The organism is Halomonas alkaliantarctica (assembly GCF_029854215.1).
GTDB lineage: Bacteria > Pseudomonadota > Gammaproteobacteria > Pseudomonadales > Halomonadaceae > Vreelandella > Vreelandella alkaliantarctica_A.
Window position 1 is genome coordinate 4,094,045 of record NZ_CP122961.1, and the last position, 23,828, is coordinate 4,117,872.

Genomic DNA, 23,828 nt, shown 5'->3' on the forward strand with positions numbered 1-23,828 from the left:
CGCCGTTCTCCTCGAATTAATTAAGGGCTACGCGGCCATCGAAGACGCGTGTAGCTGGTCCCACCATCGTCAGTGCCCCTTCAGGGTCGGGCCACTCAATGCTGAGTTCTCCACCTGGTAAATGGACTTTTACAGGGCTTTTTAAGAGCCCCTGACGAATACCACTGGCCACTGCCGCACAGGCACCCGTGCCGCAAGCAAGCGTTTCGCCGCTGCCGCGCTCGTATACGCGCAGGCGTATTTCGCTGGGTGAGAGTACCTGCATAAAGCCCACGTTAACACGCTTGGGAAAACGAGGATGCGCTTCTACCAACGGCCCGAGGCGCTCCACCGGGGCGCTATCAACGCTCTCAACCTGCAGCACTGCATGGGGGTTGCCCATGGAAACCACGCCGATCTGCAGCGTTTCATCACCCACTTGTAGCTGATGTAAAGGTTGATCCCCTGGGGCATCGAACGGCAGCGCCATAGGGCTAAACCGCGGGCGGCCCATATCCACTCGCACCATGCCATCGTGCTGCACGGTCAGCACCAACGGCCCCCCGGCAGTTTCTACGTGGATTTCATGCTTGTGAGTCAGCCGCTGATCGCGCACGAAACGGGCAAAGCAGCGCGCCCCGTTGCCACAGTTTTCCACTTCACTGCCGTCGGCATTATAAATGCGGTAGCGAAAATCCATCTCGGGATCGCGGGGTGGCTCAACGACCAACAACTGGTCAAAGCCAATGCCGAAACGCCGGTCTGCCAGCGCACGGATTTGCGATTCGTCCAACCGGGCGCGCTGAGTCACCAGATCCACCATGACAAAGTCATTACCCAGGCCATGCATTTTGGTGAAGTGTAACAGCATCAATGCCCCCCTTCGGGCAGCAGCGCTTCACCCGCCCAAAGACTAACAACGGTTTCCCTCGCGCGCACCACATGGCAGCTGTCGCCATCGACCATCAACTCAGCGGCACGAGGACGGCTGTTGTAGTTCGACGCCATGACAAAGCCGTAGGCCCCCGCCGAGCGCACCGCCAGAAGATCACCTTCGTCAATTGCCAGCTCGCGCTCTTTGCCCAGGAAGTCACCGGTTTCACACACCGGGCCCACTACGTCGTAAAGGGCGCTTTCGCGCGTTTGACGAGTATCCACCGGCACGATCGCCTGCCAGGCCTGGTACAGTGCCGGACGAATCAGATCGTTCATGGCCGCATCGACAATGGCGAAGTTCTTGGTCTCACCGGGCTTGAGAAACTCTACCCGAGTGAGCATGACGCCCGCATTAGCGGCGATGGAACGGCCCGGCTCAAACAGCAGCGTAAGCGCTTCGCCACCTTCCCAGCGGGATAGCCGCGCCAACAGCTGGCTGGCGTAATCGAACGGCTGGGGCGGCTTTTCATCGCGGTAAGGTACGCCCAAACCACCGCCTAAATCGAGATGCTCAATTTCGATGCCGCGTTCACGCAAGCGCTCCATGAGCATCAGCAAGCGATCAAGGGCGTCCAGAAAGGGCGCCGTTTCGGTGAGCTGCGAACCAATGTGACAATCGAGCCCCTTCACCTTCAGGTTGGGCAGGCTCGCGGCTAGTTCGTAAACATCCAGCGCTTCGTCCACCGGGATGCCGAACTTATTGTCCTTCAATCCGGTGGAGATATACGGGTGAGTTCCCGCATCCACATCCGGGTTCACACGCAGTGATACCGGGGCAATTTTCCCCAGCTCCCCTGCAACGCGATTCAACCGCTCAAGCTCCGGGCGCGACTCAACGTTAAAGCACTTAATGCCCACTTCCAGCGCCCGAGCCATTTCGTGGGCCTGCTTGGCAACGCCCGAAAACACCACCTTCGCCGGGTCGCCGCCTGCATTAAGCACCCGCTCAAGCTCGCCGATGGAAACAATATCGAACCCTGCACCCAGCTTGGCTAAAAGGCCGAGCACCGCCAGATTAGAGTTGGCCTTCACCGCGTAACAAATCAGGTGTGGGTGGCCGCCCAGCGCTTCGGTATAGGCGCGAAAGTGACGCTCAAAAGTAGCTTTTGAGTAGACGTAGCAAGGCGTACCGTGCTCGTCGGCAATGCGTGACAGCGGCACATCTTCGGCGTACAGCACGCCATCGCGGTAATTAAAATAGTCCATGGTGCTCTCCCCTTATTATGAACCTGCGTCCTGGGCCTGCAGCAATCTATTCAGACGGCTGGGCAGGTTGCTCGTCAGCGGGTGCATCTTCCGGCAGATAAAGCGGCCCTTTTTGCCCACAGCCTGCCAATCCGGTTAACAGCAACACCGTAAGGGTCATGATTGCCAACGTTTTCATGCGCCCACCTTGAGCGCGACCAACGCCTCGCGCGCTCGCTGGGCAGCAGCCCGCACCTGATTCGGCGCGGTACCACCGATGTGGTTACGGGCAGCTACCGAGCCTTCCAGGGTTAACACCTCGAATACGTCTTGCTCGATGGTATCGGAGAACTGTTTGAGCTCATCGAGGCTCATCTCGGAGAGATCTTTTTCGGTTTTGAGACCATAGGCCACCGACTGACCGACGATTTCGTGGGCGTCGCGGAAGGCCACGCCCTTGCGCACCAAGTAGTCGGCCAAGTCAGTCGCGGTAGAGAAACCACGCCGCGCCGCTTCATACATACTGGCTTTTTTAGGCTCGATTGCGGGCACCATATCGGCGAACGCTTTTAAGCAATCGCGCACGGTATCCACTGCATCGAACAGCGGCTCTTTATCTTCCTGATTGTCTTTGTTGTAGGCTAACGGCTGCGATTTCATCAGCGTTAGCAGCGACATAAGGTGGCCATACACACGGCCGGTTTTGCCGCGCACCAGTTCAGGCACATCGGGGTTTTTCTTCTGCGGCATAATTGAAGAGCCGGTGCAGAAGCGGTCGGGCAGGTCGATAAAGTTGAACTGAGCGCTGGTCCACAGCACCAGCTCTTCGCTCATGCGCGATAGGTGCATCAACAGAATGCTGGCAAAGCTGGTGAATTCGATGGCGAAGTCACGATCCGAGACCGCGTCCAGAGAGTTCTCCGTTGGACGGTCAAAACCCAGCAGCTCTGCAGTAACGTGGCGGTCGATGGGATAGGTAGTACCCGCTAGTGCAGCAGCGCCCAGCGGCATTACGTTGACGCGCTTGCGACAGTCCAGCAGACGCTCGTGATCCCGGGCCAGCATCTCCTGCCAAGCCAGAATGTGGTGGCCAAAGGTGACCGGCTGGGCGGTTTGCAGATGGGTAAAACCCGGCATGATGGTCTCAGCTTCACGGTCAGCCAGCTCGATCATGCCTTCGCGCAGACGTTTCAGCTCCACTTCGATAACGTCGATCTCATCGCGCATAAACAGACGAATATCGGTGGCGACTTGATCGTTACGCGAGCGACCGGTGTGGAGCTTTTTGCCGGTAATGCCGATCTTTTCGGTCAGCCGCGCTTCGATGTTCATATGCACATCCTCCAGCGGCACCGACCAGTTGAATTCGCCACGCTCGATTTCGCCCTGAATCTCGTTCAGGCCGTTAATAATCGCATCGCGCTCGTCATCAGTGAGCACGCCTACCCGAGCCAGCATAGTGGCGTGGGCGATGGAGCCCTGGATGTCCTGGGGGGCCAGGCGCTGGTCGAAATTAACAGACGCGGTGAAGCGTGCAACAAAGGCATCGGTGGGCTCGCTAAAGCGACCGCCCCAAGACTGATTCGTGGCTTGGCTCATCGAAGATATATCCTGCTGACAAAACAAAGGAGTCGTTAGCAGAAAGTGTACCAGAGTCGCCCCGGTCAGCGGCACGCCGTTTTTATTTCTGCAGTAGCTAATAGCATGAAGTCATGTCCGCAGGTGGTTTGTGCAGAAATTCGTGCAGAGCACTGAGAGGCATTGGGCGGGCAAAGTAGTAGCCCTGATAGTAGTCACAGTGACGTTGTTGAAGATAGCCAAACTGCTCTGCCGTCTCTACGCCTTCGACCAATACTTCCAAACCCATTTTCCCCGCCATGGCGACCACGCCATCGATAATGGCGGCATCGTGGCGATCAAAGGTCACATCGCGTACAAAGGAACGGTCAATCTTGATGCGGTTAATCGGCAGGCGCTTTAAATAGCTTAGGCTAGAGAAGCCGGTGCCAAAATCGTCTAAAGCAATCTGAACTCCCAGCGCTCGCAAGTTCTTTAACGCCTGGATCGCTTGTTCGGCGCTCCCCATCAGCACCCCTTCGGTAAGCTCCAACTCTAACAGCGCTGGCGTTAGGCCGCTGCTCATCAGCACCTGCTCTATGGAGGCGACGAATCCGGGGCGTTGAAACTGCATAGGCGAAATATTGACCGCCATAGTAATGTCGCCCAGCCCCAGGCCATTGAGCTGTTGGGCATCGCGACAGGCGGATGCCAATACCCACTCGCTGATGGGTATAATCTGGCCCGTATCCTCGGCAAGGCTAATAAAATCAGACGGCGGGATATTGCCGCGCTCTGGGTGCTGCCAGCGGATTAACGCTTCAACTCCCACCACACGACCGCTCGGCGCGTGAATTTGCGGCTGATAGTGAAGCTCAAACTGCTGCTGCTCAATGGCTTGCTGGAGCGCGCTGCGTAAGCTGACCCGTTCGCTCACTTTGCGATTCAAGTCTTCGGTATACCAGTGGTAGGTGTTGCGCCCGCGGCGTTTGGCTTTATACATGGCCAAGTCCGCCTGCTGGATAAGCTGGCGGGGTTTATTCATGCTGCCGTCATTGATAGCAATCCCAATACTGGCGGTAATACGCAGCTCGCTGCCGCAATACCAGTAGGGCGGCGAAAGCCCACGAAGAACGCGTTCTACTACTTGGATCACATCATCTTGGTGCGCCAGATCCGGCAGCAGCACAACGAATTCATCGCTACCAAAGCGCGCAACAGTGTCCCAGGGGCGCAGCTCACTTTCCAGCCGCTTGGCAACCTCAACCAGAATAAAGTCGCCCACCTCATGGCCCAAGGTATCGTTAATCGGTTTGAAATCGTCCAGATCAATAAACAGCACGGCTACGTAGCGCTGGTAGCGACGTGCCAACACACACCCTTGCTCTAAGCGCAGACCAAGCAACAAACGGTTGGGCAACCCCGTCAAGGCATCATGATGGGCGTTATGGTCGAGTTGCGCCTGATATTCGCGCTGTTCGGAAATATCGTTCTGTACGCCGATAAAGTGGGTTACTTCAGCGTTCTCATCAAGAACGGGCGAAATGTACAGGTCGTTCCAAAAAACCGTCCCGTCGCGCCGATAGTTACGAATGACCACGTGCACTTCGCGCTGCTCTACAATCCCTGCGCGCAACTGTTTGATAGTAGCGGGATCGGTCTCGTCACCCTGGAGAAAACGGCAGTTGCGCCCCAGCGCCTGGCTGCGCGTATATCCGGTGATGCGCTCAAAGGCGGCGTTAACGTAGACCATAGGCAGATCGCTGCGCTGGGCATCGACAATCACTACCCCGTTGGTACTTGACTCAACGCTACGCTCAAGCAGTTTTAGCTGATGCTCGGTCGCTTTACGCTCGTTAATATCACGGAAATAGACCGTAAGCCCTTCGGATGACGGATATACGTGCACCTCAAGCCAACTATTGAGACGCGGATTGAACGCTTCAAAATGTACCGCTTCCTGCTGGCTCGCAGCACGCTGATACTCTTTTTGAAACTTGCTGCCCATGGCGTCAGGAAACGTCTGCCAAATATATTGGCCTATCAGTTCACCTTCACGGCGCTTCAAAATACGTTCAGCTTCCCTGTTCACGTAAGTAAAACGCCACTCCGTGTCTAGAGTAAAAAAACTGTCGGTGATGCTATCCAGCGTAATGGTGAGCCGGTGCGCAAGCTGGGAAAGGTTTTCGCGCAGCTGCTTTTGCTCGGTAATATCCTGCGATGCCCCCTGAACCTGAATAATGCGGCCCTCTTCATCGCGCACCGCTTTACCAATCGCCCGCACCCACAGATGCCTGCCTTGGGGGGTAATCACCTCCAACTCGTCATCAAAACTGATGCCGTACTCACAGCAGGCATTAAATGCCGCCATCAGCCGCTCCTGCGACTCAGGCGCATAGAACGAAAACGCCTCTTCAACGCTGGGTTGAAACCCAGCAGGCATACCGTGGATAAGGCTAAGCTCATCCGACCAGATAGGCTTACCGTCTGCCATGTCGACATACCAGCCGCCAATCAGGGCAGTTTCACCGGCAATTTTGAATAGCCGTTGGTTACGTAGCAACTGCTCATCTGATGCCTTACGGCGCGTTATTACCCGGGCGATGACGTAAATCACGTCCCCCCCAAAGGAAGCAGTGACTTCCAGCCAGTGCTGCTGACCGGCTGCAGAAACCGCGCGTACCTCGAAGGGCAGAACCTTTTCGCCTTGGTGCATCCGCTTTAACGCCTGCTCAATCACGGGGTGATCAAGGGGGTTAATGACCACTCCACAGGCACGACCAATTAATGTTTCGGACGAGTACCCCAGCAGCGTCTCTAAAGCTGGATTGACTTGCAGCAGCGTGCCTTCAAAGTCGATACAGCAGAACAGATCCTGTGAGAGCAGGAAAAACTGGTCAAGCTGGCCGTGGGGTAACACTAAGGACATAGGATTTCCTGGGCAACGGATAAACCACGTTACGAGAGCATAATTAGTTCCGTTATTTTTACTGTGGCGCTCGGTGCTTTATGATGACACTTATCATAGCTTGACTCGCCGTGTCAGCGGTATAGGGAGAATAACGTGCTATCAATCACCAAACTGCGCATTGCCACGCGTAAAAGCCAATTGGCCATGTGGCAGGCTGAGTACGTTCGCGACCGCTTAATGGCGGCTCACAGCGGCCTCGAGGTCGAGCTTGTGGCACTGTCTACCAAGGGCGACAAAATCCTCGATACGCCGCTTTCAAAAATTGGTGGTAAAGGACTGTTCGTCAAAGAGTTGGAAGACGCGATGCTGGATGGCCGTGCCGATATTGCCGTCCACTCGATGAAAGATGTCCCCATGCACTTCCCCGAAGGGCTAGGTCTGTCGGTCATCCTAGAGGGCGCCGACCCTACCGATGCGTTTGTATCCAACCATTACTCTAGCATTGATGAGCTTCCCGAAGGGGCGCGTATTGGCACCGCCAGCCTACGCCGCGGGCTACAGGTGCGTGAAGCCCGCCCCGACCTGCAAATTCTTAATCTGCGTGGCAACGTGCAAACGCGGCTAGGCAAATTAGACGCAGGGGAATTCGACGCCATCATCCTGGCGACCTCGGGCCTCAAGCGGCTGGGCTTGGATGAGCGGATTGCCCAGGCGCTGCCGCCGGAAGTGTGCCTGCCCGCCTGCGGCCAAGGTGCTCTAGGCATCGAGTGCCGCCTGCATGATCCCGAGCTGATTGCCTTACTAGCCCCGCTTGATGACGCGGATACCGCGACCCGCGTGCGCGCCGAACGGGCCATGAACACGCGTTTAGAGGGCGGCTGCCAAGTACCCATTGCCGGCCACGCTGTGCTGGATATTGACAATGAAACCCTGTGGCTACGCGGCTTAGTCGGTAACCCAGAGGGCACCGAAGTGCTGCGCGCCGAAGGCCGTGGTTCGATGCATGAGCCCGAAGCGCTGGGCATTCGCATTGCCGAAGAGCTGCTCGACCAGGGCGCTGGCGATATTCTGGCCGAGGTTTACGGCCGCGCCATATGAACCAACCGGTACTGATCTGTCGCCCCGGCGAGCGCGGTGAAGCGCTCGCCGCTGCTCTACGCGAGCGGGGCGAAAGCGTTGAATCACTCAATGTGATGCAACTTGAAGCCTTGCCAGAAGCCCCCGAAATGCGACGTATCTGGCTGGATATTGATCAGTACCATAAAATAATAGTCATTAGCCCCTTTGCGGCCACTTGCTTAAGCGAAGCGTTGGATCGCTTCTGGCCACAGCTGCCTATTGGTATTGACTACTACAGCGTTGGCAGCGCCACGGCGGCGACGCTTTATAATCAGTTGGGTGTCCGCGTGCATGTGCCTTCGCCGAGTGCGGGCGAAGATACCAGCGAAGCACTGCTTGCGCTTGCCTCGCTCCAGCAGCTAGCGCACCAGCGTATTCTACTGGTGGCGGGCGAAGGTGGCCGCCCGCTGCTCGCTGAAACGCTTGCCGCGCGGGGAGCACAGGTAACTCGCCTAGCGGTGTATCGACGCACGTTTCAACCTCTAGCACCTGATCTGCAAACGCGTCTTTTTTCAGGTAATTACCGGGCGTTGATCGTCACCAGCAGCGAACTGCTGGAACATCTGGCAAAATGGTGCAATCAAGCGGCCTTGAACCAACCGCTAATCGTTTCCAGTCGCCGTTTGGCTACACTGGCTGGCATACTGGGTTTTTGTGACCTCAAGGTGGCGTCCGGAGCTACGCCAGCTGCGTTGATAGCGGCGTTGGAGACCTGCGACCCACAGGGTGCCGATGTCGATCAAGGAACTTACTAAGGGCTAGCGACACATGAGCAAACAAGTAAACGATCAGGACGATGTACAACCGACGTCCGCCGATGCCTCTCAAGGCGTCCCTAAAACGACCGACAAAGCAGCTTCCACATCCAACGCGACTGAGCCCAGTACGCCGACCACACCACCGAGCTCAACATCACCAGCGCAAAGTGGTGCTAAAAATAGTCGGTCGCGACGGCGTGGAAAGGGCTCGTCAGCGGCGAGTTCAACCGCTGCCAGCAGCACGGCTAAACCGGCAGATACCACGCCCAGTAGCACGAGCGCCCCTAGCGCGCCTAAAGAGAGCGCCAGCAGCACGACCTCACCTTCACCCAGTGCAGCTCAACCAAGCCCCTCTTCCTCAAGTGGGTCAGCCTCTAGTTCGCCATCTTCAAGCGCCACCTCGTCAAAGTCGACCAGCGACAAGTCATCGGCGGGGACTACACCGCCCACTGGCCACAAAGGCGGCAGCCAGAGCGGTGGCGGCAAAGGCGGGGGCGGTAAAAGTGGCGGTCTCGCGATTGCCCTGGTGATTATCCTGGCGATTGCCTTGGCGTTCATCGCCTGGCAAGGCTGGCAGCGCCTTGAGAGCCAGCAGCAGCGCCTTGACGAAGTAGCGCAACAGGCTGAAGGTAGCGCCTCGCAACAGGCGGTTAGCGACCTTGAATCACGCATAGATAGTGGTGAAGCCGAGCGCGATGAAGCGCTGCAGAGCACACTGGATGATCTACGCGACGAATTTGACAGCTACCGCAGCGATGTCGATGAGACCCTGGGCCAAGTGCTGGATCAGCTCTCTCAAGAGCAGGACACCGACGAGCGCGAGTGGCTGCACGCCGAAGCCGCCTACTTGCTGCGTCTGGCCAATCAGCGCTTACAGCTGGAAGGCGACGTTGACGGCGCTGCTGCGCTGCTGCGTACCGCTGATGCACGTCTGGTTGATGCTGATAACCCAGCATTGACGCCCGTGCGCGAAGCGATTGCCAATGAGCTAGCCGCACTTGACGCCGTGCCCCAGATCGACCGCACCGGCCTTTACTTAGCACTCAATGCCCAGCAAGAGCGCATCTCCACTCTGCGACTCTCTCAAGAAATTGAAGAGCAAGCGGTCACTTCCAGCATCGAACAGCCACCGACCGGCACTTTCCAGCGCCAGCTGGCACGCTTCGGTGAAGAGCTTAAAGACCTGGTGGTGGTTCGCCATCACGATGAAGCGCTGGAAGCACTGATTACCCCGGAGCAAGAGTCTTACCTGCGCCAGAGCCTGCGCTTAGTGCTGGAGCAGACGCAGTTGGCCCTACTCAACGAAGAGAAAGCGCTTTATGACGCGAGTCTAGACAAAGCGCTACAGCTGCTGAACGATTACTACGACACCACTCGCGAAGAGACCCAAAGCGTTATTGCGCGCCTTGAAGAGCTTAAGGAAGCCGAGGTAAAACCCGAGCTACCCGATATCAGCGCTTCACAGCAGGAACTCGCACGCTTTATCGACAACCGCTATGAGACGCGTGGCCAAAGCGGAGGTGATTCATGAGAAAGCTTGTTCTCCTCATTGTCGCAGGCCTCGCCGTCGGGGCCCTGTTTGGGCACCTGATGATGTCGGTGCCCGGTTACTGGCTGATCCGCGTGGGCGACTCCTCCATCCAGACATCGTTTTGGTTTGGTCTGGTGCTGCTGTTTGCCGCCTTTATCGTCCTACACTTCGTGCTGCGTTTGCTCAGCGGTATTATTCGCCCCATGGGACGTTTTCGTAGCTGGAACAGTCGCGCCCGCAACCGTCGCGCCATGCAGCGCACCGTGCGTGGCTTGGTAGCACTGACCGAAGGACGCTGGAAAAAAGCCGAAAAAACCCTGGTTAATGCCGCCGATGACTCCAGCACACCGCTAGTCAATTACCTATCCGCAGCGCTGGCGGCCCATTACCAGGGGCACCACGTGAAATCCCAGGAGCACCTGAATCAGGCGCAGCTCACCACCGACGGCGCCGATACGGCCGTTGGCCTGATGCAGGCGCAAATGATGATTGAGCGCCAGCAGCCGGAAGAGGCGCTGGCGATTCTGAATCGTCTGGATAAGAAGCTCTCTAACCACCCACAGGTGCTCAAGCTACTCAAGCAGGTGCATTTAAGTGTCAACGATTGGGAAGGCTTACGGCGTTTGATTCCACGTTTGGCGGCGCAGAAGCTCATTACCCAGCAAGAGCGTGAGCAGCTGGAGTTTAAAGCCTACCGCGAACTGATCGTGTTTGAAGCGCAAAACCCCACCAACATTGAACGGGTGCGTGGCCTTTGGGCCGATATGCCCGACTACCTGCGCGGCAACACCGAGTTGATCGTGTTATACAGCGAAGCGCTGATTCAAGCCAACGAAGAACCAATTGCCGAGCGCTTGCTCAACCACTCGCTGGATCACCACTGGGACGCGCGGCTGGTAAAACGCTACGGCCTGCTGAATGTGGACGCGGGTCGCCAACTTGTCAAAGCCGAGAAGTGGCTACAAGAGCGCCCCAACGACCCAGAGCTACTGCTTGCTTGCGGTCGTCTCTCCCTGCGCACCGGCCAGTGGCAAAAAGCAATCGAGTACTTTGAAGCCAGCCAGCGTCAGCGCCCCAACGGCGAAGTGTGTGCGGAGCTTGCGCGCCTCTATGCCAGCCTGGGCGAGCATAACAAGAGTCAGCTCTACTACCGTCATAGTGTTGAAATGCTGGCTAAATCACTGCCATCGCTGCCGCAGCCCAGCGATGCTGACGACAGCAAAAAGCCAGACAGTAAGCAAAAAGAGAGTAAAACCATTAAGAAAAGCGCCTAGTAGCGCTTCTGCTATACAGCTCAAGGGCGCCTTCATAGGCGCCCTTTTTAGTGGCTAAGGCTTGGCAGGTGGAATGGGTGGTTCAGATGCAGCTTCAACCGGCGCTTCAGCCTCCACTGGCTGAGACAGCATCGCTGTACAGTGGCCACATCGTGTCGCTTTGATCGGCACCACCATCAAGCAGTAAGGGCACGGCTGCTCGGTAGGGCTTGCAGGCGCCACTGCCTCTTCGCGCTTTAAACGGTTGATGGTCCGTACCAATAAGAAGACCACAAAGGCGACAATCGTAAAGCTCACCACTGCATTGATAAACAGTCCCACATTGAGTGTTACCGCCCCCGCTGCCTGGGCATCTGCCAGCGTCGCATAAGGGCCACCCACACTCCCTGGCCGCAACACCACAAACAGATTGGAGAAGTCGACCCCACCCACCAGTAAACCAATCAGCGGGTTCATCACATCCGCCACCAGGCTCTGCACAATCAGTGTGAATGCCCCGCCGATAATGATCCCCACGGCCATATCGACAACATTGCCTTTTACCGCAAACTCACGGAACTCCTGAAAGAATTTTGCCATATTCAAACGTCCTACCGTTCGTTCGTTCGTTTTAGCCAATACCCAAAGTCACTTCATTCAATTAAGAGAATGGGTGACAGCGCGTTAAGCGGCAAGCTAGAAACGTTAATAAAAAAGCCTAAGTAAACGCCAGGACAAGAAAGTAAGGTTTAAAAAAAAACGATGAATACCGCGAATAACGCATTAGGGTTAATATTTACTAACGTTAAGGAAAGACCCTATCACCACATTTTTTCTTTATGCTATCGATGGGTAGTATCTAATAAAATCACCGCTTCTAGCGCCGCTCGGTAACCTTGAACCCCTAAACCGGCAATGACGCCATCGGCGCGCAGCGATACGTAGGAGTGATGGCGAAAGGCTTCACGCTTGTGAACATTGGACAAATGCACCTCAATCACTTTGCCATCAAAAGCATTGAGGGCATCAAGAATAGCGACAGAGGTATGTGTGTAGGCCGCGGGATTGATGATAATCGCTTGGGTGCCATCCAGGCGCGCGGCATGAATAGCATCAATCAGTTCGCCTTCATGGTTACTTTGCAGGCAAGTGATGTCCCAGTCGGCCATCACTGCTTTCTCCCGCAAGAGATTATTCACGTCATCTAACGTCTCGTACCCGTATATCTCTGGCTGACGGCTACCCAGCAAGTTTAGATTGGGACCATGCAATACCAATACCTTTCCTTGACTCATAACGCTCTTCAACCTTGTGTGTTGGTGGATAAATCGCGGATACAGCCTGTTCTATCACTTAACCCGCCAACTGCGCCAGCGCCTGCTCAAGCGATGCTTCCTGGCGCTGGGCATACAGCGCGATTTCATCGATGACGGCACTCCCTAAGGCCTGCTCAAACGCCTGCTGGCTTGCGCTGCTGGCATAATTATCATGGCTGCTTTCACCCAGGTTGGATTGAAAAATACCGGCCGCGCTCACGGGTAAGAAATCTTCATAAATCATGGGGGTAACGCTAAGAGCTCCCTGATCGATCAAGCTATCCACCTGCTCAACCGAGATCGGTCCTTGTACAGATACACCGTGAACCGCTTGATAGTGGAAAAACGCTAACCCTTCACGACGCAGTGTTTCATAGGTCTCGGGAAACGCTTTAAACACCTCAGATAAATGCGCTTGATGGGCGTCGTTATTCGCTACTACGGGTGCACTTTCCTTGGCAACTGCTAGCAGGCGGTCATATAGCTCGCGCCCTTTCCGCGTTAAGGCGATACCGCGCTGTTCGATTTCGCCAAAGCGGGCGGTGTGTTTACCCTCTGCCGCATCCGCGAAGGCAATCGTCTCCTCCAGCGCTTTGAAGCTGGTTTGGCGTAGGAGGATCGGACAGTCGCGACGTGGCGGGCCTTCAATAGTCGCTTTAGGGTCAATGCCAACGCTGGGCATACGCTGCTGCACTTCATCAATATCCAGCGTTCGCGGCGTAAGGTGGTTAATGTGCGGGCCGCGGAAGCAGACAACATCGGCGATTAAGCGGTGTTCGGCATGCAAACGCTCATAGGTAGCTAAATTGACCGTGGCGTTGTCGTGCCAGCGGAATGTTTCCAACGCTTCCTGCACAAACTGCTTGGCATCGTCGGCACTTAGGCCGCCCTGCTGTTCAAAACGCCCGATAAGCATTTTGACGTTGGCGGTGAAGATATCGCGGGCGCTTAAAATCTCGCTTGCCTGCTCTCTTAGCGCTGCCTTTTCAATCAGTTCAAGGCGCAGTAACGAGGTAAATACGCGAAAGGGGTTACGCTTAAGCGCGCTATCAGCAACGGGTCTAAACGCCGTGGAATGTACCGGCACGCCTGCGGTAGATAAGTCGTAATACCCCACCGGCTCCATCCCCATGACCGCGAACATGCGTCGTAGCATGGCAAGCTCGCCAGGAGTGCCCACACGAATAGCGCCATGGCGTTCAACGTTGATACGCGCCAGCTCATCACTATTTTGCAATTCGTTATTCAGCCCAGGATTAGCGGCTAGCACCTCCTGGTTAACCGCCTCAACCAGCGACAGCAAGGTGCCGTATTGCGGCACCTCCTGCTGATACATTGCCGACATCGCGCGGGAAAACTGGTCACGGATTTCATCACTGCTAACGTAAACTGAACTCATCGGGCTATCCTATTCGTAAGCGGCTACACCTGCCCATTGAGGGCTTTACCCACCATAGTAGCGCTATCGGCGTCTTAACAATTTCACATTTTCCGCACCTTGCTATACATAAAAGCCATGCAAAGCCCATATAAGAGCCGCTATGCACGCTTAACGGGCAGGGCGCTTAACCTGTTACATTAGCACTTGATCTTGTTGACGTAGGCTGGCACCCATGACGCTTCCTCTTTATCTAGGTTTGCCTATGTGGGCCAATCAAGACTGGCTTGGCAACTTTTATCCACGCCATGCCAAAACCGAGCTGTTAAGCGATTACGCCGCGGTGTTTTCCAGCGTTGAGGGCAACACTACCTTTTATAGCGGTACCCCAAAGCCGGAAACCATTGCCGCCTGGGTGCGTCAGGCACCACCTCACTTTCGCTTTTGTTTTAAATTGCCTGCCAGCGTCACCCACGATCAACGGTTAACGCGGTTAGAAGATGCCTGGGCTTTTTTAACGGCGCTAGAACCGCTGCACGACCGCCTTGGACCGACCATGGTGCAACTACCCCGGGATTTTGGCCCACAAGAGCTTCCCCAGCTTGAAGCGCTGCTCGCCGCTTGGCCTGCCCATTTGCCTTGCGCGGTCGAGGTACGTCACCCAGCGTTTTTCCACAAAGGAGCCGCCGAGACGGCTCTTAACCGCCTGTTGATAACTTATTCGGCCAACCGCGTAATGCTCGACGTACGCCCGCTCTTCTCAACCCCGTCAAATGGCCATATGGGCTTGGCCCATGCCCAGCAAGAAAAGCCGAAACTCCCGCTACACGTGCTTTCCACGGCAAATTTTCCTGTCATTCGTTTCATTGGCCATATTGACAAAACAATTAATAGCAGCTACTTCACCGCCTGGAAAGCCCGTCTAAAGCTGTGGATAAATCAGGGGAAAACCCCTTTCTTATTTGTGCATACTGCGGATAACCGTGAGTCTCCCTACATGGCTCGGTTACTCTATGACGCGCTGGGAGAAGTAACACCCTTACCCCCACTTGCGCCCTTCGCGGGTGAAAAGCAAAGCCAGCTGTTTTAACCCATCTTTTTAGGCCAGCTAACTGGCATGCTTCCTTTCGATCAGATAAATTGCGCCTACTTTCGGAAAAGTACGCTGGCAATGACTCATTTTTCCGAAAACTGGCGTGCACAGTACGCAGTAACTTACACAACAATCGACTTAATGGGTGATGTATGGCGAAGCTTGCACATGCACAGTGGTCATCACGAATGACCTTTGTGCTGGCCGCCGCGGGTTCGGCGGTGGGTCTTGGAAATATCTGGAAATTTCCGTATATGGTGGGCGAAAGCGGCGGTGCTGCTTTCGTATTTGTGTATTTGATCTGTATAGCATTGATTGGCTTGCCCATTCTCGTCTCTGAGTGGCTATTGGGGCGACGCGGCCAGAAGAACCCCGCCAGCACCATGTCAGAGCTGGCGCGCACGGCGAATAAACCGAAAGCCTGGGCCATTGTGGGCATTAGCGGCATTGTCGGGGCCTTCTTGATTTTGTCGTTTTATAGCGTGATTGGCGGCTGGTCGCTCTACTACACCGTCAACTCAGTGAGTGGTGCATTCACCGGCCAAGACGCCGATGGGATTGGAGCGCTATTTAGCGGCATGTTGAGTAACCCTGGATTGCTGCTGCTGGGTCACTCCGTGTTTATGCTACTGGTCATTGGGATTGTCGCCCGGGGCGTTACCAAAGGCCTTGAAGGCGCTGTACGCATTCTGATGCCAGTCCTCGCACTGCTGCTGGTGGTGCTGATCGGTTACGGAATGACGACCGGTCACTTTGGCGAAGCGTTGACATATATGTTCAACCCTGACTGGAGCAAGCTCACGGCAGAAACCGTGCTAGCCGCCCTGGGCCACGCCTTCTTCACCCTCTCGCTGGGTATGGGCATCATGATGGCTTACGGCTCTTACCTGGGCAAAGAGATCGATCTGCTGCAAACCGCCCGCACGGTCATCATTATGGATACCGTCATCGCGCTAGGCGCTGGTTTAGCCATCTTCCCGATCGTGTTTGCTAATAACCTGGATGTCGCTTCGGGCCCAGGGCTGATTTTCGTCACCCTGCCGCTGGCCTTTGGCAATATTGATGGTGGTTTACTGTTAGGTTTGATGTTCTTTTTGCTGCTGACGTTTGCGGCATTAACTTCGGCCATTTCACTGCTTGAGCCCGTGGTAGAGTTCATTGAAGAGCGAACGCCGCTAAGCCGTGTCACCGCAACTATCGTAGCTGGTGTGGGAGCCTGGCTACTGGGTATTGCGGCACTGCTGTCGTTCAACGTGTGGAGCGAACCGGTGCTGTTTGGGCTGGGTGTGTTCGACCTGCTGGATACACTGACCAGCAAAATCATGCTGCCGCTAACGGGGCTGGGTGCGATTCTATTCACCGCCTGGTGCCTGGAGCGCAACAGCGTGGAAGACGAGCTGGGTCTTTCCGCGACCGGAAAGAGCGTATGGAACATCATCGCGCGCTATTTAGCGCCCGCTGGCGTTATTGCTGTGTTCGTGACGGGTCTTATTTAAGGTAAGCTGTCACTACCCTGCTGTTTACTAGCCTTAGTGCAATTCGCTCTCTTGCCGATCTTCATCAGGCAAGGGGGCGATATCCCGCGATAATTTTTGGAACTCCCTGTGCAGCTCAATGCCACGGCGCGCTCTTAAGCTACGCTGGGCAGCGCTACGCTGGCGCTGAGCATGCTCATCCACTTGTAAACTCATAAAAATGTCGAGCAATTCGCTTTTAACCGAGGTGATTCGTTCGACGTTTCTCATAATCGACGTTCCTCCAGATGAATATGCCTTCGTCCACCTGCATCCGTGACGACTGTTATGATGCAGTGCGGCACTTCAATTATTACTATAACCTACTTGACAAAATGATGACCAATCTTAAAAAAACTGACTAACGACCTTTAAACGCTGACAAAACACGGTCCGATAGTTAGTGGCCCTATCCACTCATTGAGGCATACTGTGAACATCAGCATTGAATTAACGCAAAGCATAGCAATGAACAGACAGACATAAACGACCGTTTCAAACGAGCGTATATTGGCGTACTGTTGAATACCTGTTGGTTGAGCACCCAAGGAGCTGAACGTGAGTCGCGCCCTGTTTGATGAAATGAGACGCCGCATGGAGCACTTTCGACGCTCCGAGCAAAAAGTGGCGCGGTTTGTACTGCGCAACCCCGAAGAGGTCATCCACATGCGTATAGTGGATCTGGCCACCGAAGCCACCGTTAGCGAACCCACCGTGGTGCGCTTTTGCCGTGCGCTGGGTTGCAACGGCTTTCAGGACTTCAAGCTACAGCTGGCACAAATGCTGGCCAGCGGCAGTCAGTTTGCCCAGTTCTCCATGAACGATAGCGACTCGGTCGCTGAGTTTTCCCACAGCATCTTCGACTCGACCGTGGGCACGCTTCTCTCGGTTCGTGATCGGCTGGATAACGATGCCCTGGGTCGTGCGGTGAACGCACTGGCGATGGCCAACCGGGTCGAGTTCTATGGCTTTGGGGCTTCCGGAGCCGTGGCCTTTGATGCCCAGCACAAGTTTTTCCGCCTGCAGATCTCCACTTCTGCCTACGCCGACCCGCATATGCAGAATATGTCGGCAGTGACCTTGAACGATGGCGACGTGGTGGTGGCCATTTCGCAGACTGGCCGTACCAAAGCACTGGTTGCCAGCGTACGCCTGGCGCGTGAAGCGGGCGCGACGGTCATTGGCCTCTGCCCCAGCGGCTCGCCACTCGCCGAAGAGGTCAGCCTGCCGCTGTATATCGATGTCCACGAAGACACCGAAATTTACACCCCGCTTAGCTCACGCATTGCCCATCTGGTGCTGATTGACGTACTTGCCGTCGGCGTGGCCAAAACCCGCGGCCCGAAACTCGCCGAACAGCTCAAAGCGGTTAAAAAGAGCCTTAATACCCTGCGCTTTCCTGAAGAGTCTTAGTCTTTACCTACACGTTCCCATTGTCCGGGAGCGAGGGCAGGTTGAAGCGAGGGTCTTTTGACAGGGATGTCAAAAGTAGCGCCCACGGATGGGTTCACAGCGCCCTCGCGTAAACCTGCCCTCGACGCACAGGAGTGAAGATTGCCACACCTGTATACACAGCCAGTTTGCTGGCTGTGCTAGACTAGCCGCCTATTTTTTGATCCGGCAGCGGCTACTATGGACGACGTCACGGCGATTCTCGATCAGCTCAACTCCGCCCAGCGCGAAGCAGTGAGCGCCCCCCAAGGTAATCTGTTGGTACTCGCAGGCGCAGGCTCGGGCAAAACCCGCGTGCTGGTTCATCGCATTGCCTGGCTGATGCAGGCCGAAGGGCTGTCACCCTACGCGCTGCTGGCGGTCACCTTTACCAATAAAGCCGCCAAGGAGATGCGCACCCGCCTCGAGGCGCTGCTGAGCATATCGATGCGCCATGTGTGGGTAGGCACCTTTCACTCCATCGCCCACCGCCTGCTGCGCACCCACTGGCAGGATGCCCGGCTGCCGCAACACTTCCAGATTATCGATTCTGACGATCAGCTACGCCTGGTCAAACGGCTGCTGAAAGATTACTCGATCGACGACGAACGCTACCCGCCCCGCCAAGTACAGCACTTTATCTCCGGCTGTAAAGAGGAGGGGCTACGCCCACACCAAGTCAATGTGGATGGTGATGCCTACATGGGCCAGATGGTCGAGCTCTACGAGCGCTACCAACTGACCTGCGAGCGCGGCGGCCTGGTCGATTTCGGCGAGCTGCTGTTGAGAAGCCTGGAGCTACTGCGCGACAACCCGGCGCTGCTTAAACACTATCAGGAGCGCTTTGGTCATGTCCTGGTGGATGAGTTTCAAGATACCAATACCCTGCAATACGCTTGGCTGAAACTGCTCACCGGCATGAAGACACCGATGACCGCCGTGGGTGATGACGACCAGTCAATCTATGGCTGGCGCGGTGCCAAGGTGGAGAATATCAGCCGCTTTGAGCAGGAATTCCCACAAACCCATACCGTGCGCCTAGAGCAGAACTATCGCTCCACCAGCGCGATTCTTGAAGCCGCCAATACCCTGATCAGCCACAACAGCGAGCGGATGGGTAAAAATCTGTGGACCGACGGCATCGAAGGCGAGCCGATCTCGATCTACGCCGGGTTTAACGACCTGGAAGAAGCCCGCTATATCGTCGATACCATCAAGGAGAAGGTCGACGAAGGCTTTAACCGCCGCGATATCGCTATTCTTTACCGCTCAAACGCCCAATCGCGGCTGATGGAAGAGACGCTGATTCGCCAAGGCATGCCCTACCGTATTTATGGTGGTCACCGCTTCTACGAGCGCCTGGAAATCAAGAATGCCCTGGCCTACCTGCGCCTGATGCTCAACCGCGATGACGACGCCTCGCTGGAGCGGGTGATCAACGTACCCACCCGCGGTATTGGCACACGCACAGTGGAGATTGTCCGCTTACGTGCCCGTGAACAAGGCATTCAGCTGTGGCAGGCGCTCCACGATGCGATTAACGACGGCACTTTGAAAGGCCGCGCGGCCAATGCCGTGCAAAACTTCGCCAACCTGATCGAGCAGCTCGATAATGATGCCTCCGGCATGGCGCTGCACGAAATTATCGATCACGTCACGATTCACACGGGCCTGATAGAGCACCACAAAAGCGAACGCGGCGAGAAAGGCCAGGCGCGGGTCGAGAACTTGGAAGAGCTGGTTAACGCTGGCCGTGCCTTTACTCAAGGCGATGTCTTTGAAGCCCCCGAAGCGGGCGAAGGCATGGCGGCACTGGAAGCGTTTCTTTCAGAAGCCGCCCTTAATGCTGGCGACCATGAAGCTGAAGAGTTTGAAGACAGCGTACAGCTGATGACGCTGCACTCCGCCAAAGGCCTGGAGTTTCCCGTCGTCTTTATTGCCGGTGTCGAGGAGGGACTCTTTCCGCACAAGATGTCCTTGGAAGAGCCGGGTAGACTCGAAGAGGAGCGTCGGCTCTGTTACGTCGGCGTCACCCGCGCCATGCAGAAACTCTACCTCACACACGCCGAAACCCGCCGCCTGCACGGCAAAGAGGTGTTTCCACGCCCGTCGCGCTTTTTACGCGAGCTACCGCCGCACCTGCTCGAAGAAGTCCGCCTACGCGGGCATATTTCCCGCCCGGTCACCGCATCACGCTCCTCCTTTGCCCAGCAAAGCGTCGAAAGTAGCGGAGACATGCCTAGCCTCCACGTCGGCCAAGGCGTTGAGCACCCGGTGTTCGGCGAAGGGATTATTCTTAACGCGGAAGGCGAAGGTGCCCGCGCCCGTGTGCAGGTCAGCTTTGAAGGGGAAGGGGTGAAATGGCTGGTACTTGGCTTTGCCAAGCTAACGCCGCTGTAGATACCTACTTCTCATTAACTACGCCTACGCGCTCCAGGCACCACATAGAGGTCATTATGAAACAGCGCTTAAAACGGCTATTTCCAGAAGTGTGTAACGGTTGGCAGGCACTTAGTGGCTACCAGCGTTTTGAACGCTTAGTTTCGATGGTTCTGACCATCGCCATCGGCGGTGCTGTGCTGGTCGCCATGTATTACCTGGTCATTCATGTGGTGCAGTTGCTGTTTATTCAAAGCCGCGACCCCTTCGATTACCGCGTGTTTCAAGCATTATTCGACATGATTCTTACCGTCTTGATTGCCATGGAGTTCAACAACTCCATCATTCGCACAATGACCAGTGGTAAAGGCTTTATTCACGTTGAAATTGTAGTGCTGATTGCCATTATGGCGCTGGTGCGCAAGTTTATGGTGCTAGATATGGAAGTCATCGACCCCTGGCAAATTGGCGCCCTTTCGGCGGCGGTATTGGCATTAGGCGGCTGCTACTGGCTGGTACGCCATGGCAACAGCATGAAAGACGCTTCAGATGATTAATCAGGCTTGCGGGCTAAATTTGCTATACAGCATACTAGCTAGAGAACACCTCGCACTTAACGTCTTATAACAATAGTATAATTACCTTTGGAGTTTTGCTCGCCATGCAACGCCGTAACTTTCTTAAAACCGTCGGCCTAGGTGCCGCCGGTGTCGCTGCTGCCCCTTTTGTAACCACCTCTAGCGCGCGCGCTCAAGAGACGTTTACCTGGGACATGGTCACCTCTTGGCCAAAAAACTTTCCCGCCCTGGGCACTGGAGCGAATGATTTTGCCCGCCGGGTAGAGCAGCTCTCCAACGGCCGCATGCAGATTCGCGTCCACGGCGCCGGTGAACTGGTGCCTGCCCTGGAAGTATTCGATGCCGTGGCTGCTGGTACCGCTGAAATGGGCCACTCTGCCTCTTACTACTGGCGCGGCAAAGTCGCTGCCTCGCAGTTCTTCACCGCCGTACCGTTCGGTATGACCACCACCGAAATGAACGCCTGGTTGTACCATGGCGGCGGTCAGGAGCTTTGGGATGAGATCTACGCCAACCATAACCTGAAGCCTTTTGCCGTGGGCAATACCGGCACGCAGATGGCGGGCTGGTTCAAGAAAGAGATCAACTCGCTAGACGATATGCAGGGGCTGAAACTGCGTCTGCCTGGCCTCGCGGGTGAAGCGATGAACGGCATTGGCGTCAGTACCGTTAATATGCCGGGTTCGGAAATCTTCACCTCGCTGCAAACCGGTGCACTGGATGCCGCTGACTGGGTGGGACCCTATAACGATATGGCATTCGGCCTGCATCAGGTGGCTGACTACTACTACACCTCGGCGTGGAACGAGCCTTCTGCGGTACTGGAAGGGACGATCAATCTGGATGCCTGGAACGCTTTGCCAGAAGATCTACAGGACGTGATTCGCGAAGCGGCACGGGCGTCTAACCTGGCCATGATCAGCGAATTCGCCTTCCGTAATGCCCAGGCCCTGGAAGCACTGGTCGATGAGCACGGCGTTCAGCTGCGTACCTTCCCTGACGACGTAATGGCAGCGCTTTACACCTCCTCCCAGGAAGCCATTCAGCGTCAGGTAGATAACGACGAAGAGTCCCGCCGTGTTTACGAGTCTTATTCAGCGTTCCAGAAGCTGCTGCGTCCGTTCAGCGATGTAGGTGAGTACGCCTACCTCAAGAATCGCGATAACGTCGGTGGTTAATAAACCGCCAAGAGGGTAAGCGACAGACACAGCAAAGGGCGCATTAAGCGCCCTTTGCTGTTTTGGAAGCAATTTTAGTGAGGTACTAGTCGCTATGCACCGCTCGGATGCGCCCATTATCGTCCAGCGCAACCATCACAAAGCGCGCCTCGGTGACTTTTTGACGCTCCTCAATGCGCTGCCCATGATGAGGACGAACCCAAACCTCTACGTCAATTTTGATCGAGCTGTGGCCAATTTCTTGTACCTGGGTATAGACACTGACCATTGAGCCCACGCGCACCGGGCTTAAAAAGTCCATGGCTTCAATCGCCACCGTCGCTGTGCGGCCGCCCGCTTCACGCCCGGCAGCCAGCTCAGCCGCCTGGTCCATTTGATTGACCAGCCACCCCCCGGGAATATCACCATAAAAATTGGTATCTTGGCGGGAAGCCAGTAATTTTAAAGTCAGTTGGCCCTGAGGGGCGGGTACGTCGTCCAAATCAGTTTCCAGAAGAGTCATGAGTTCGTCGCTTAGTCAGTTTATTGTTGTAAACGTTGCTGAGTGGCACGTTGTTTATGGGTGTTGCTGCATCGCAACACAAAGGAATGGGTTCAGTTAACCATAAGAGGACGCTCGTTTGAATACTCGTTTGACGACTCTTTTAACAACTTTTTTAACAAACAGGGGCTCGCCTTTCGCTATAAAGTACGCATTAGTACGTGTATTAGCGTCCCTGCTGCTGTTAACGCCCCTGGCCTGGGGGCAGCAGCAAGCACCCATTAACGGCACCTTGGGCGCGGTGGGTTCCGACACCATGGCGGGGCTAATGCTGCGCTGGGGCGAAACCCTTACCACCCGTTATCCCGACGTAAAGCTACAATTCCAGGCGAGTGGTTCAGCTAGCGCGCCTACGGCACTGGTGGCTGGCACCACCCGACTTGGCCCGATGTCTCGCCCGATGACCAGCGAAGAGCGCGGTAACTTTATTGAGCGCTATGGCTACCCGCCCCTGGAATTAAAAGTCGCACGTGACGCGCTTATCGTTGTCGTACACCGGCATAACCCGCTGCGCGCGCTAACCCGCCAGCAGGTCGATGCAATCTTCTCAACCTCGCGTGCTTGCGGTGCCGAGTCGCCGATCAGGCGCTGGGAGCAACTCCCGGCAACCCGTGACTGGTCATTTGGCAGTATTGCGCTACATGGGCGTAACCTTGCCTCGGGCACCCATGGGCTATTTCAAGAGCGGGCGCTATGCGACGGACAGTTTCGCAACGATATCAGCGAACACCCTGGTTCATCGGCAGTGGTCGCTGCTGTCGGTGAATCCGCCAATGCGATGGGATACGCCGGGTTTAACCACCTGACGCCTGCGGTGCATCCGTTAAGCCTCTATAACGATGACGGCACCGCCATACCGCCCGATGTCGCAGCGATACAAAGCGGTGATTACCCACTGTCGCGCTACCTATATCTCTACGTGAACTTACCGCCTGGCGAGACCTTACCCTCAGCTGAGCAGGCACTCCTCAGCTTGATTATGTCCGAGGAAGGCCAACAGATTGCCCGCGCATCCGGCTTTGTCCCGTTAGCCCCCAGTGTCCTTAACGCACAGCAACGGTGGTAAACCACTGTCATCTAACTGACACATAATTGTCTTAGGGTAGGGAACCTATCTATGCACTGTTTTTCACTACTTATCGGTCAGCGCTATGATCACCTCGGTTTTGCCATGCCTAATTTTGTCATGAT

23 protein-coding genes are annotated in these 23,828 nt (G+C 55.7%); 11 read left to right on the top strand and 12 right to left on the bottom strand.

Annotated elements, in window-relative coordinates; all coding sequences use genetic code 11:
* Positions 1–16 precede the first annotated feature (16 nt).
* From dapF to QEN58_RS18825, 5 genes are all read right to left on the bottom strand, one after another.
* On the bottom strand, positions 17–850 hold the full coding sequence (gene dapF / locus QEN58_RS18805; RefSeq protein ID WP_280105111.1) for a diaminopimelate epimerase: 834 nt from the start codon (positions 848–850) through the stop codon (positions 17–19).
* On the bottom strand, positions 850–2,121 hold the full coding sequence (gene lysA / locus QEN58_RS18810) for a diaminopimelate decarboxylase (RefSeq protein WP_280105112.1): 1,272 nt from the start codon (positions 2,119–2,121) through the stop codon (positions 850–852). The genes dapF and lysA overlap by 1 nt, the downstream gene beginning before the upstream one ends.
* Positions 2,122–2,167: 46 nt before the next feature.
* A complete protein-coding gene (lptM, locus tag QEN58_RS18815) occupies positions 2,168–2,299 on the bottom strand; it encodes an LPS translocon maturation chaperone LptM (protein ID WP_007112308.1) in 132 nt (43 codons plus the stop codon).
* The gene (argH, locus tag QEN58_RS18820; protein WP_280105113.1) at positions 2,296–3,699 is read right to left on the bottom strand and encodes an argininosuccinate lyase; all 1,404 of its coding nucleotides are present in this window, start codon (positions 3,697–3,699) and stop codon (positions 2,296–2,298) included. Before argH ends, lptM begins: the two co-directional genes overlap by 4 nt.
* 97 nt (positions 3,700–3,796) lie before the next feature.
* Complete coding sequence (locus QEN58_RS18825; RefSeq protein WP_280105114.1) at positions 3,797–6,586, bottom strand: bifunctional diguanylate cyclase/phosphodiesterase; 2,790 nt, start codon at positions 6,584–6,586, stop codon at positions 3,797–3,799.
* Between the two features lie 135 nt (positions 6,587–6,721).
* On the opposite strand from QEN58_RS18825, the gene hemC reads away from it, so the two are divergent.
* Both hemC and QEN58_RS18835 read left to right on the top strand, forming a co-directional pair.
* Complete coding sequence (hemC, locus tag QEN58_RS18830) at positions 6,722–7,666, top strand: hydroxymethylbilane synthase (RefSeq protein WP_280105115.1); 945 nt, start codon at positions 6,722–6,724, stop codon at positions 7,664–7,666.
* Positions 7,663–8,442 (top strand): uroporphyrinogen-III synthase, encoded by a 780-nt coding sequence (locus QEN58_RS18835; RefSeq protein ID WP_280105116.1) that lies wholly within the window; start codon positions 7,663–7,665, stop codon positions 8,440–8,442. The genes hemC and QEN58_RS18835 overlap by 4 nt, the downstream gene beginning before the upstream one ends.
* Positions 8,443–8,511: 69 nt before the next feature.
* Here the strand turns inward: QEN58_RS18835 and QEN58_RS18840 are convergent, their stop codons facing one another.
* Entirely contained in the window at positions 8,512–8,760 is a 249-nt protein-coding gene (locus tag QEN58_RS18840; protein ID WP_280105117.1) for a hypothetical protein, read from the bottom strand.
* Between the two features lie 24 nt (positions 8,761–8,784).
* The gene (locus QEN58_RS18845) at positions 8,785–8,931 is read right to left on the bottom strand and encodes a hypothetical protein (protein WP_280105118.1); all 147 of its coding nucleotides are present in this window, start codon (positions 8,929–8,931) and stop codon (positions 8,785–8,787) included.
* 40 nt (positions 8,932–8,971) lie between these two features.
* On the opposite strand from QEN58_RS18845, the gene QEN58_RS18850 reads away from it, so the two are divergent.
* Together QEN58_RS18850 and QEN58_RS18855 are read left to right on the top strand one after the other, a co-directional pair.
* Positions 8,972–9,976 carry a uroporphyrinogen-III C-methyltransferase gene (locus QEN58_RS18850; RefSeq protein WP_280105119.1) on the top strand — a complete coding sequence of 335 codons (1,005 nt, stop codon included), beginning with the start codon at positions 8,972–8,974 and terminating at the stop codon, positions 9,974–9,976.
* Positions 9,973–11,250, top strand: a complete 1,278-nt coding sequence (locus tag QEN58_RS18855) for a heme biosynthesis HemY N-terminal domain-containing protein (RefSeq protein ID WP_280105120.1) — start codon at positions 9,973–9,975, stop codon at positions 11,248–11,250. The genes QEN58_RS18850 and QEN58_RS18855 overlap by 4 nt, the downstream gene beginning before the upstream one ends.
* 54 nt (positions 11,251–11,304) lie before the next feature.
* Here the strand turns inward: QEN58_RS18855 and mscL are convergent, their stop codons facing one another.
* The 3 genes from mscL to hglS all read right to left on the bottom strand — a co-directional run bounded on the left by mscL (position 11,305) and on the right by hglS (position 13,944).
* Entirely contained in the window at positions 11,305–11,829 is a 525-nt protein-coding gene (gene mscL / locus QEN58_RS18860) for a large-conductance mechanosensitive channel protein MscL (protein ID WP_280105121.1), read from the bottom strand.
* Positions 11,830–12,071: 242 nt separating this feature from the next.
* Entirely contained in the window at positions 12,072–12,524 is a 453-nt protein-coding gene (gene aroQ, locus QEN58_RS18865; protein WP_280105122.1) for a type II 3-dehydroquinate dehydratase, read from the bottom strand.
* 58 nt (positions 12,525–12,582) lie between these two features.
* Positions 12,583–13,944 (bottom strand): 2-oxoadipate dioxygenase/decarboxylase HglS, encoded by a 1,362-nt coding sequence (hglS, locus tag QEN58_RS18870; RefSeq protein ID WP_280105123.1) that lies wholly within the window; start codon positions 13,942–13,944, stop codon positions 12,583–12,585.
* Positions 13,945–14,158: 214 nt separating this feature from the next.
* Between hglS and QEN58_RS18875 the strand changes: the two genes are divergently transcribed.
* Both QEN58_RS18875 and QEN58_RS18880 read left to right on the top strand, forming a co-directional pair.
* Positions 14,159–15,013, top strand: a complete 855-nt coding sequence (locus QEN58_RS18875; protein WP_280105124.1) for a DUF72 domain-containing protein — start codon at positions 14,159–14,161, stop codon at positions 15,011–15,013.
* Between the two features lie 155 nt (positions 15,014–15,168).
* The gene (locus QEN58_RS18880; RefSeq protein WP_280105125.1) at positions 15,169–16,512 is read left to right on the top strand and encodes a sodium-dependent transporter; all 1,344 of its coding nucleotides are present in this window, start codon (positions 15,169–15,171) and stop codon (positions 16,510–16,512) included.
* A 33-nt stretch (positions 16,513–16,545) separates the two neighbouring features.
* Here QEN58_RS18880 and QEN58_RS18885 read toward each other — a convergent pair whose 3' ends face one another.
* Positions 16,546–16,761, bottom strand: coding sequence for a PA3496 family putative envelope integrity protein (locus QEN58_RS18885; protein WP_035556145.1), 216 nt, complete (start codon positions 16,759–16,761; stop codon positions 16,546–16,548).
* Positions 16,762–17,088: 327 nt separating this feature from the next.
* On the opposite strand from QEN58_RS18885, the gene hexR reads away from it, so the two are divergent.
* The 4 genes from hexR to QEN58_RS18905 all read left to right on the top strand — a co-directional run bounded on the left by hexR (position 17,089) and on the right by QEN58_RS18905 (position 22,096).
* Positions 17,089–17,943, top strand: a complete 855-nt coding sequence (gene hexR / locus QEN58_RS18890; protein ID WP_022521119.1) for a transcriptional regulator HexR — start codon at positions 17,089–17,091, stop codon at positions 17,941–17,943.
* A gap of 219 nt (positions 17,944–18,162) precedes the next feature.
* Positions 18,163–20,361, top strand: coding sequence for a DNA helicase II (gene uvrD / locus QEN58_RS18895; RefSeq protein ID WP_280105126.1), 2,199 nt, complete (start codon positions 18,163–18,165; stop codon positions 20,359–20,361).
* 56 nt (positions 20,362–20,417) lie between these two features.
* Positions 20,418–20,897 (top strand): phosphate-starvation-inducible PsiE family protein, encoded by a 480-nt coding sequence (locus QEN58_RS18900; RefSeq protein ID WP_280105127.1) that lies wholly within the window; start codon positions 20,418–20,420, stop codon positions 20,895–20,897.
* A gap of 104 nt (positions 20,898–21,001) precedes the next feature.
* Positions 21,002–22,096 (top strand): TRAP transporter substrate-binding protein, encoded by a 1,095-nt coding sequence (locus tag QEN58_RS18905; protein ID WP_280105128.1) that lies wholly within the window; start codon positions 21,002–21,004, stop codon positions 22,094–22,096.
* An 85-nt stretch (positions 22,097–22,181) separates the two neighbouring features.
* Here QEN58_RS18905 and QEN58_RS18910 read toward each other — a convergent pair whose 3' ends face one another.
* Positions 22,182–22,598, bottom strand: a complete 417-nt coding sequence (locus QEN58_RS18910; RefSeq protein WP_071694786.1) for an acyl-CoA thioesterase — start codon at positions 22,596–22,598, stop codon at positions 22,182–22,184.
* Positions 22,599–22,779: 181 nt separating this feature from the next.
* Between QEN58_RS18910 and QEN58_RS18915 the strand changes: the two genes are divergently transcribed.
* Positions 22,780–23,703 (top strand): PstS family phosphate ABC transporter substrate-binding protein, encoded by a 924-nt coding sequence (locus tag QEN58_RS18915; RefSeq protein WP_280106964.1) that lies wholly within the window; start codon positions 22,780–22,782, stop codon positions 23,701–23,703.
* Positions 23,704–23,828: the final 125 nt, after the last annotated feature.

Bases quoted from the DNA above. Each gene is read 5' to 3' on its own strand.
- dapF (WP_280105111.1), bottom strand. From the start codon at position 850: ATGCTGTTACACTTCACCAAAATGCATGGCCTGGGTAATGACTTTGTC.
- lysA (WP_280105112.1), bottom strand. From the start codon at position 2,121: ATGGACTATTTTAATTACCGCGATGGCGTGCTGTACGCCGAAGATGTG.
- lptM (WP_007112308.1), bottom strand. From the start codon at position 2,299: ATGAAAACGTTGGCAATCATGACCCTTACGGTGTTGCTGTTAACCGGA.
- argH (WP_280105113.1), bottom strand. From the start codon at position 3,699: ATGAGCCAAGCCACGAATCAGTCTTGGGGCGGTCGCTTTAGCGAGCCC.
- QEN58_RS18825 (WP_280105114.1), bottom strand. From the start codon at position 6,586: ATGTCCTTAGTGTTACCCCACGGCCAGCTTGACCAGTTTTTCCTGCTC.
- QEN58_RS18835 (WP_280105116.1), top strand. From the start codon at position 7,663: ATGAACCAACCGGTACTGATCTGTCGCCCCGGCGAGCGCGGTGAAGCG.
- QEN58_RS18855 (WP_280105120.1), top strand. From the start codon at position 9,973: ATGAGAAAGCTTGTTCTCCTCATTGTCGCAGGCCTCGCCGTCGGGGCC.
- mscL (WP_280105121.1), bottom strand. From the start codon at position 11,829: ATGGCAAAATTCTTTCAGGAGTTCCGTGAGTTTGCGGTAAAAGGCAAT.
- aroQ (WP_280105122.1), bottom strand. From the start codon at position 12,524: ATGAGTCAAGGAAAGGTATTGGTATTGCATGGTCCCAATCTAAACTTG.
- hglS (WP_280105123.1), bottom strand. From the start codon at position 13,944: ATGAGTTCAGTTTACGTTAGCAGTGATGAAATCCGTGACCAGTTTTCC.
- QEN58_RS18875 (WP_280105124.1), top strand. From the start codon at position 14,159: ATGACGCTTCCTCTTTATCTAGGTTTGCCTATGTGGGCCAATCAAGAC.
- QEN58_RS18880 (WP_280105125.1), top strand. From the start codon at position 15,169: ATGGCGAAGCTTGCACATGCACAGTGGTCATCACGAATGACCTTTGTG.
- QEN58_RS18885 (WP_035556145.1), bottom strand. From the start codon at position 16,761: ATGAGAAACGTCGAACGAATCACCTCGGTTAAAAGCGAATTGCTCGAC.
- uvrD (WP_280105126.1), top strand. From the start codon at position 18,163: ATGGACGACGTCACGGCGATTCTCGATCAGCTCAACTCCGCCCAGCGC.
- QEN58_RS18900 (WP_280105127.1), top strand. From the start codon at position 20,418: ATGAAACAGCGCTTAAAACGGCTATTTCCAGAAGTGTGTAACGGTTGG.
- QEN58_RS18905 (WP_280105128.1), top strand. From the start codon at position 21,002: ATGCAACGCCGTAACTTTCTTAAAACCGTCGGCCTAGGTGCCGCCGGT.
- QEN58_RS18910 (WP_071694786.1), bottom strand. From the start codon at position 22,598: ATGACTCTTCTGGAAACTGATTTGGACGACGTACCCGCCCCTCAGGGC.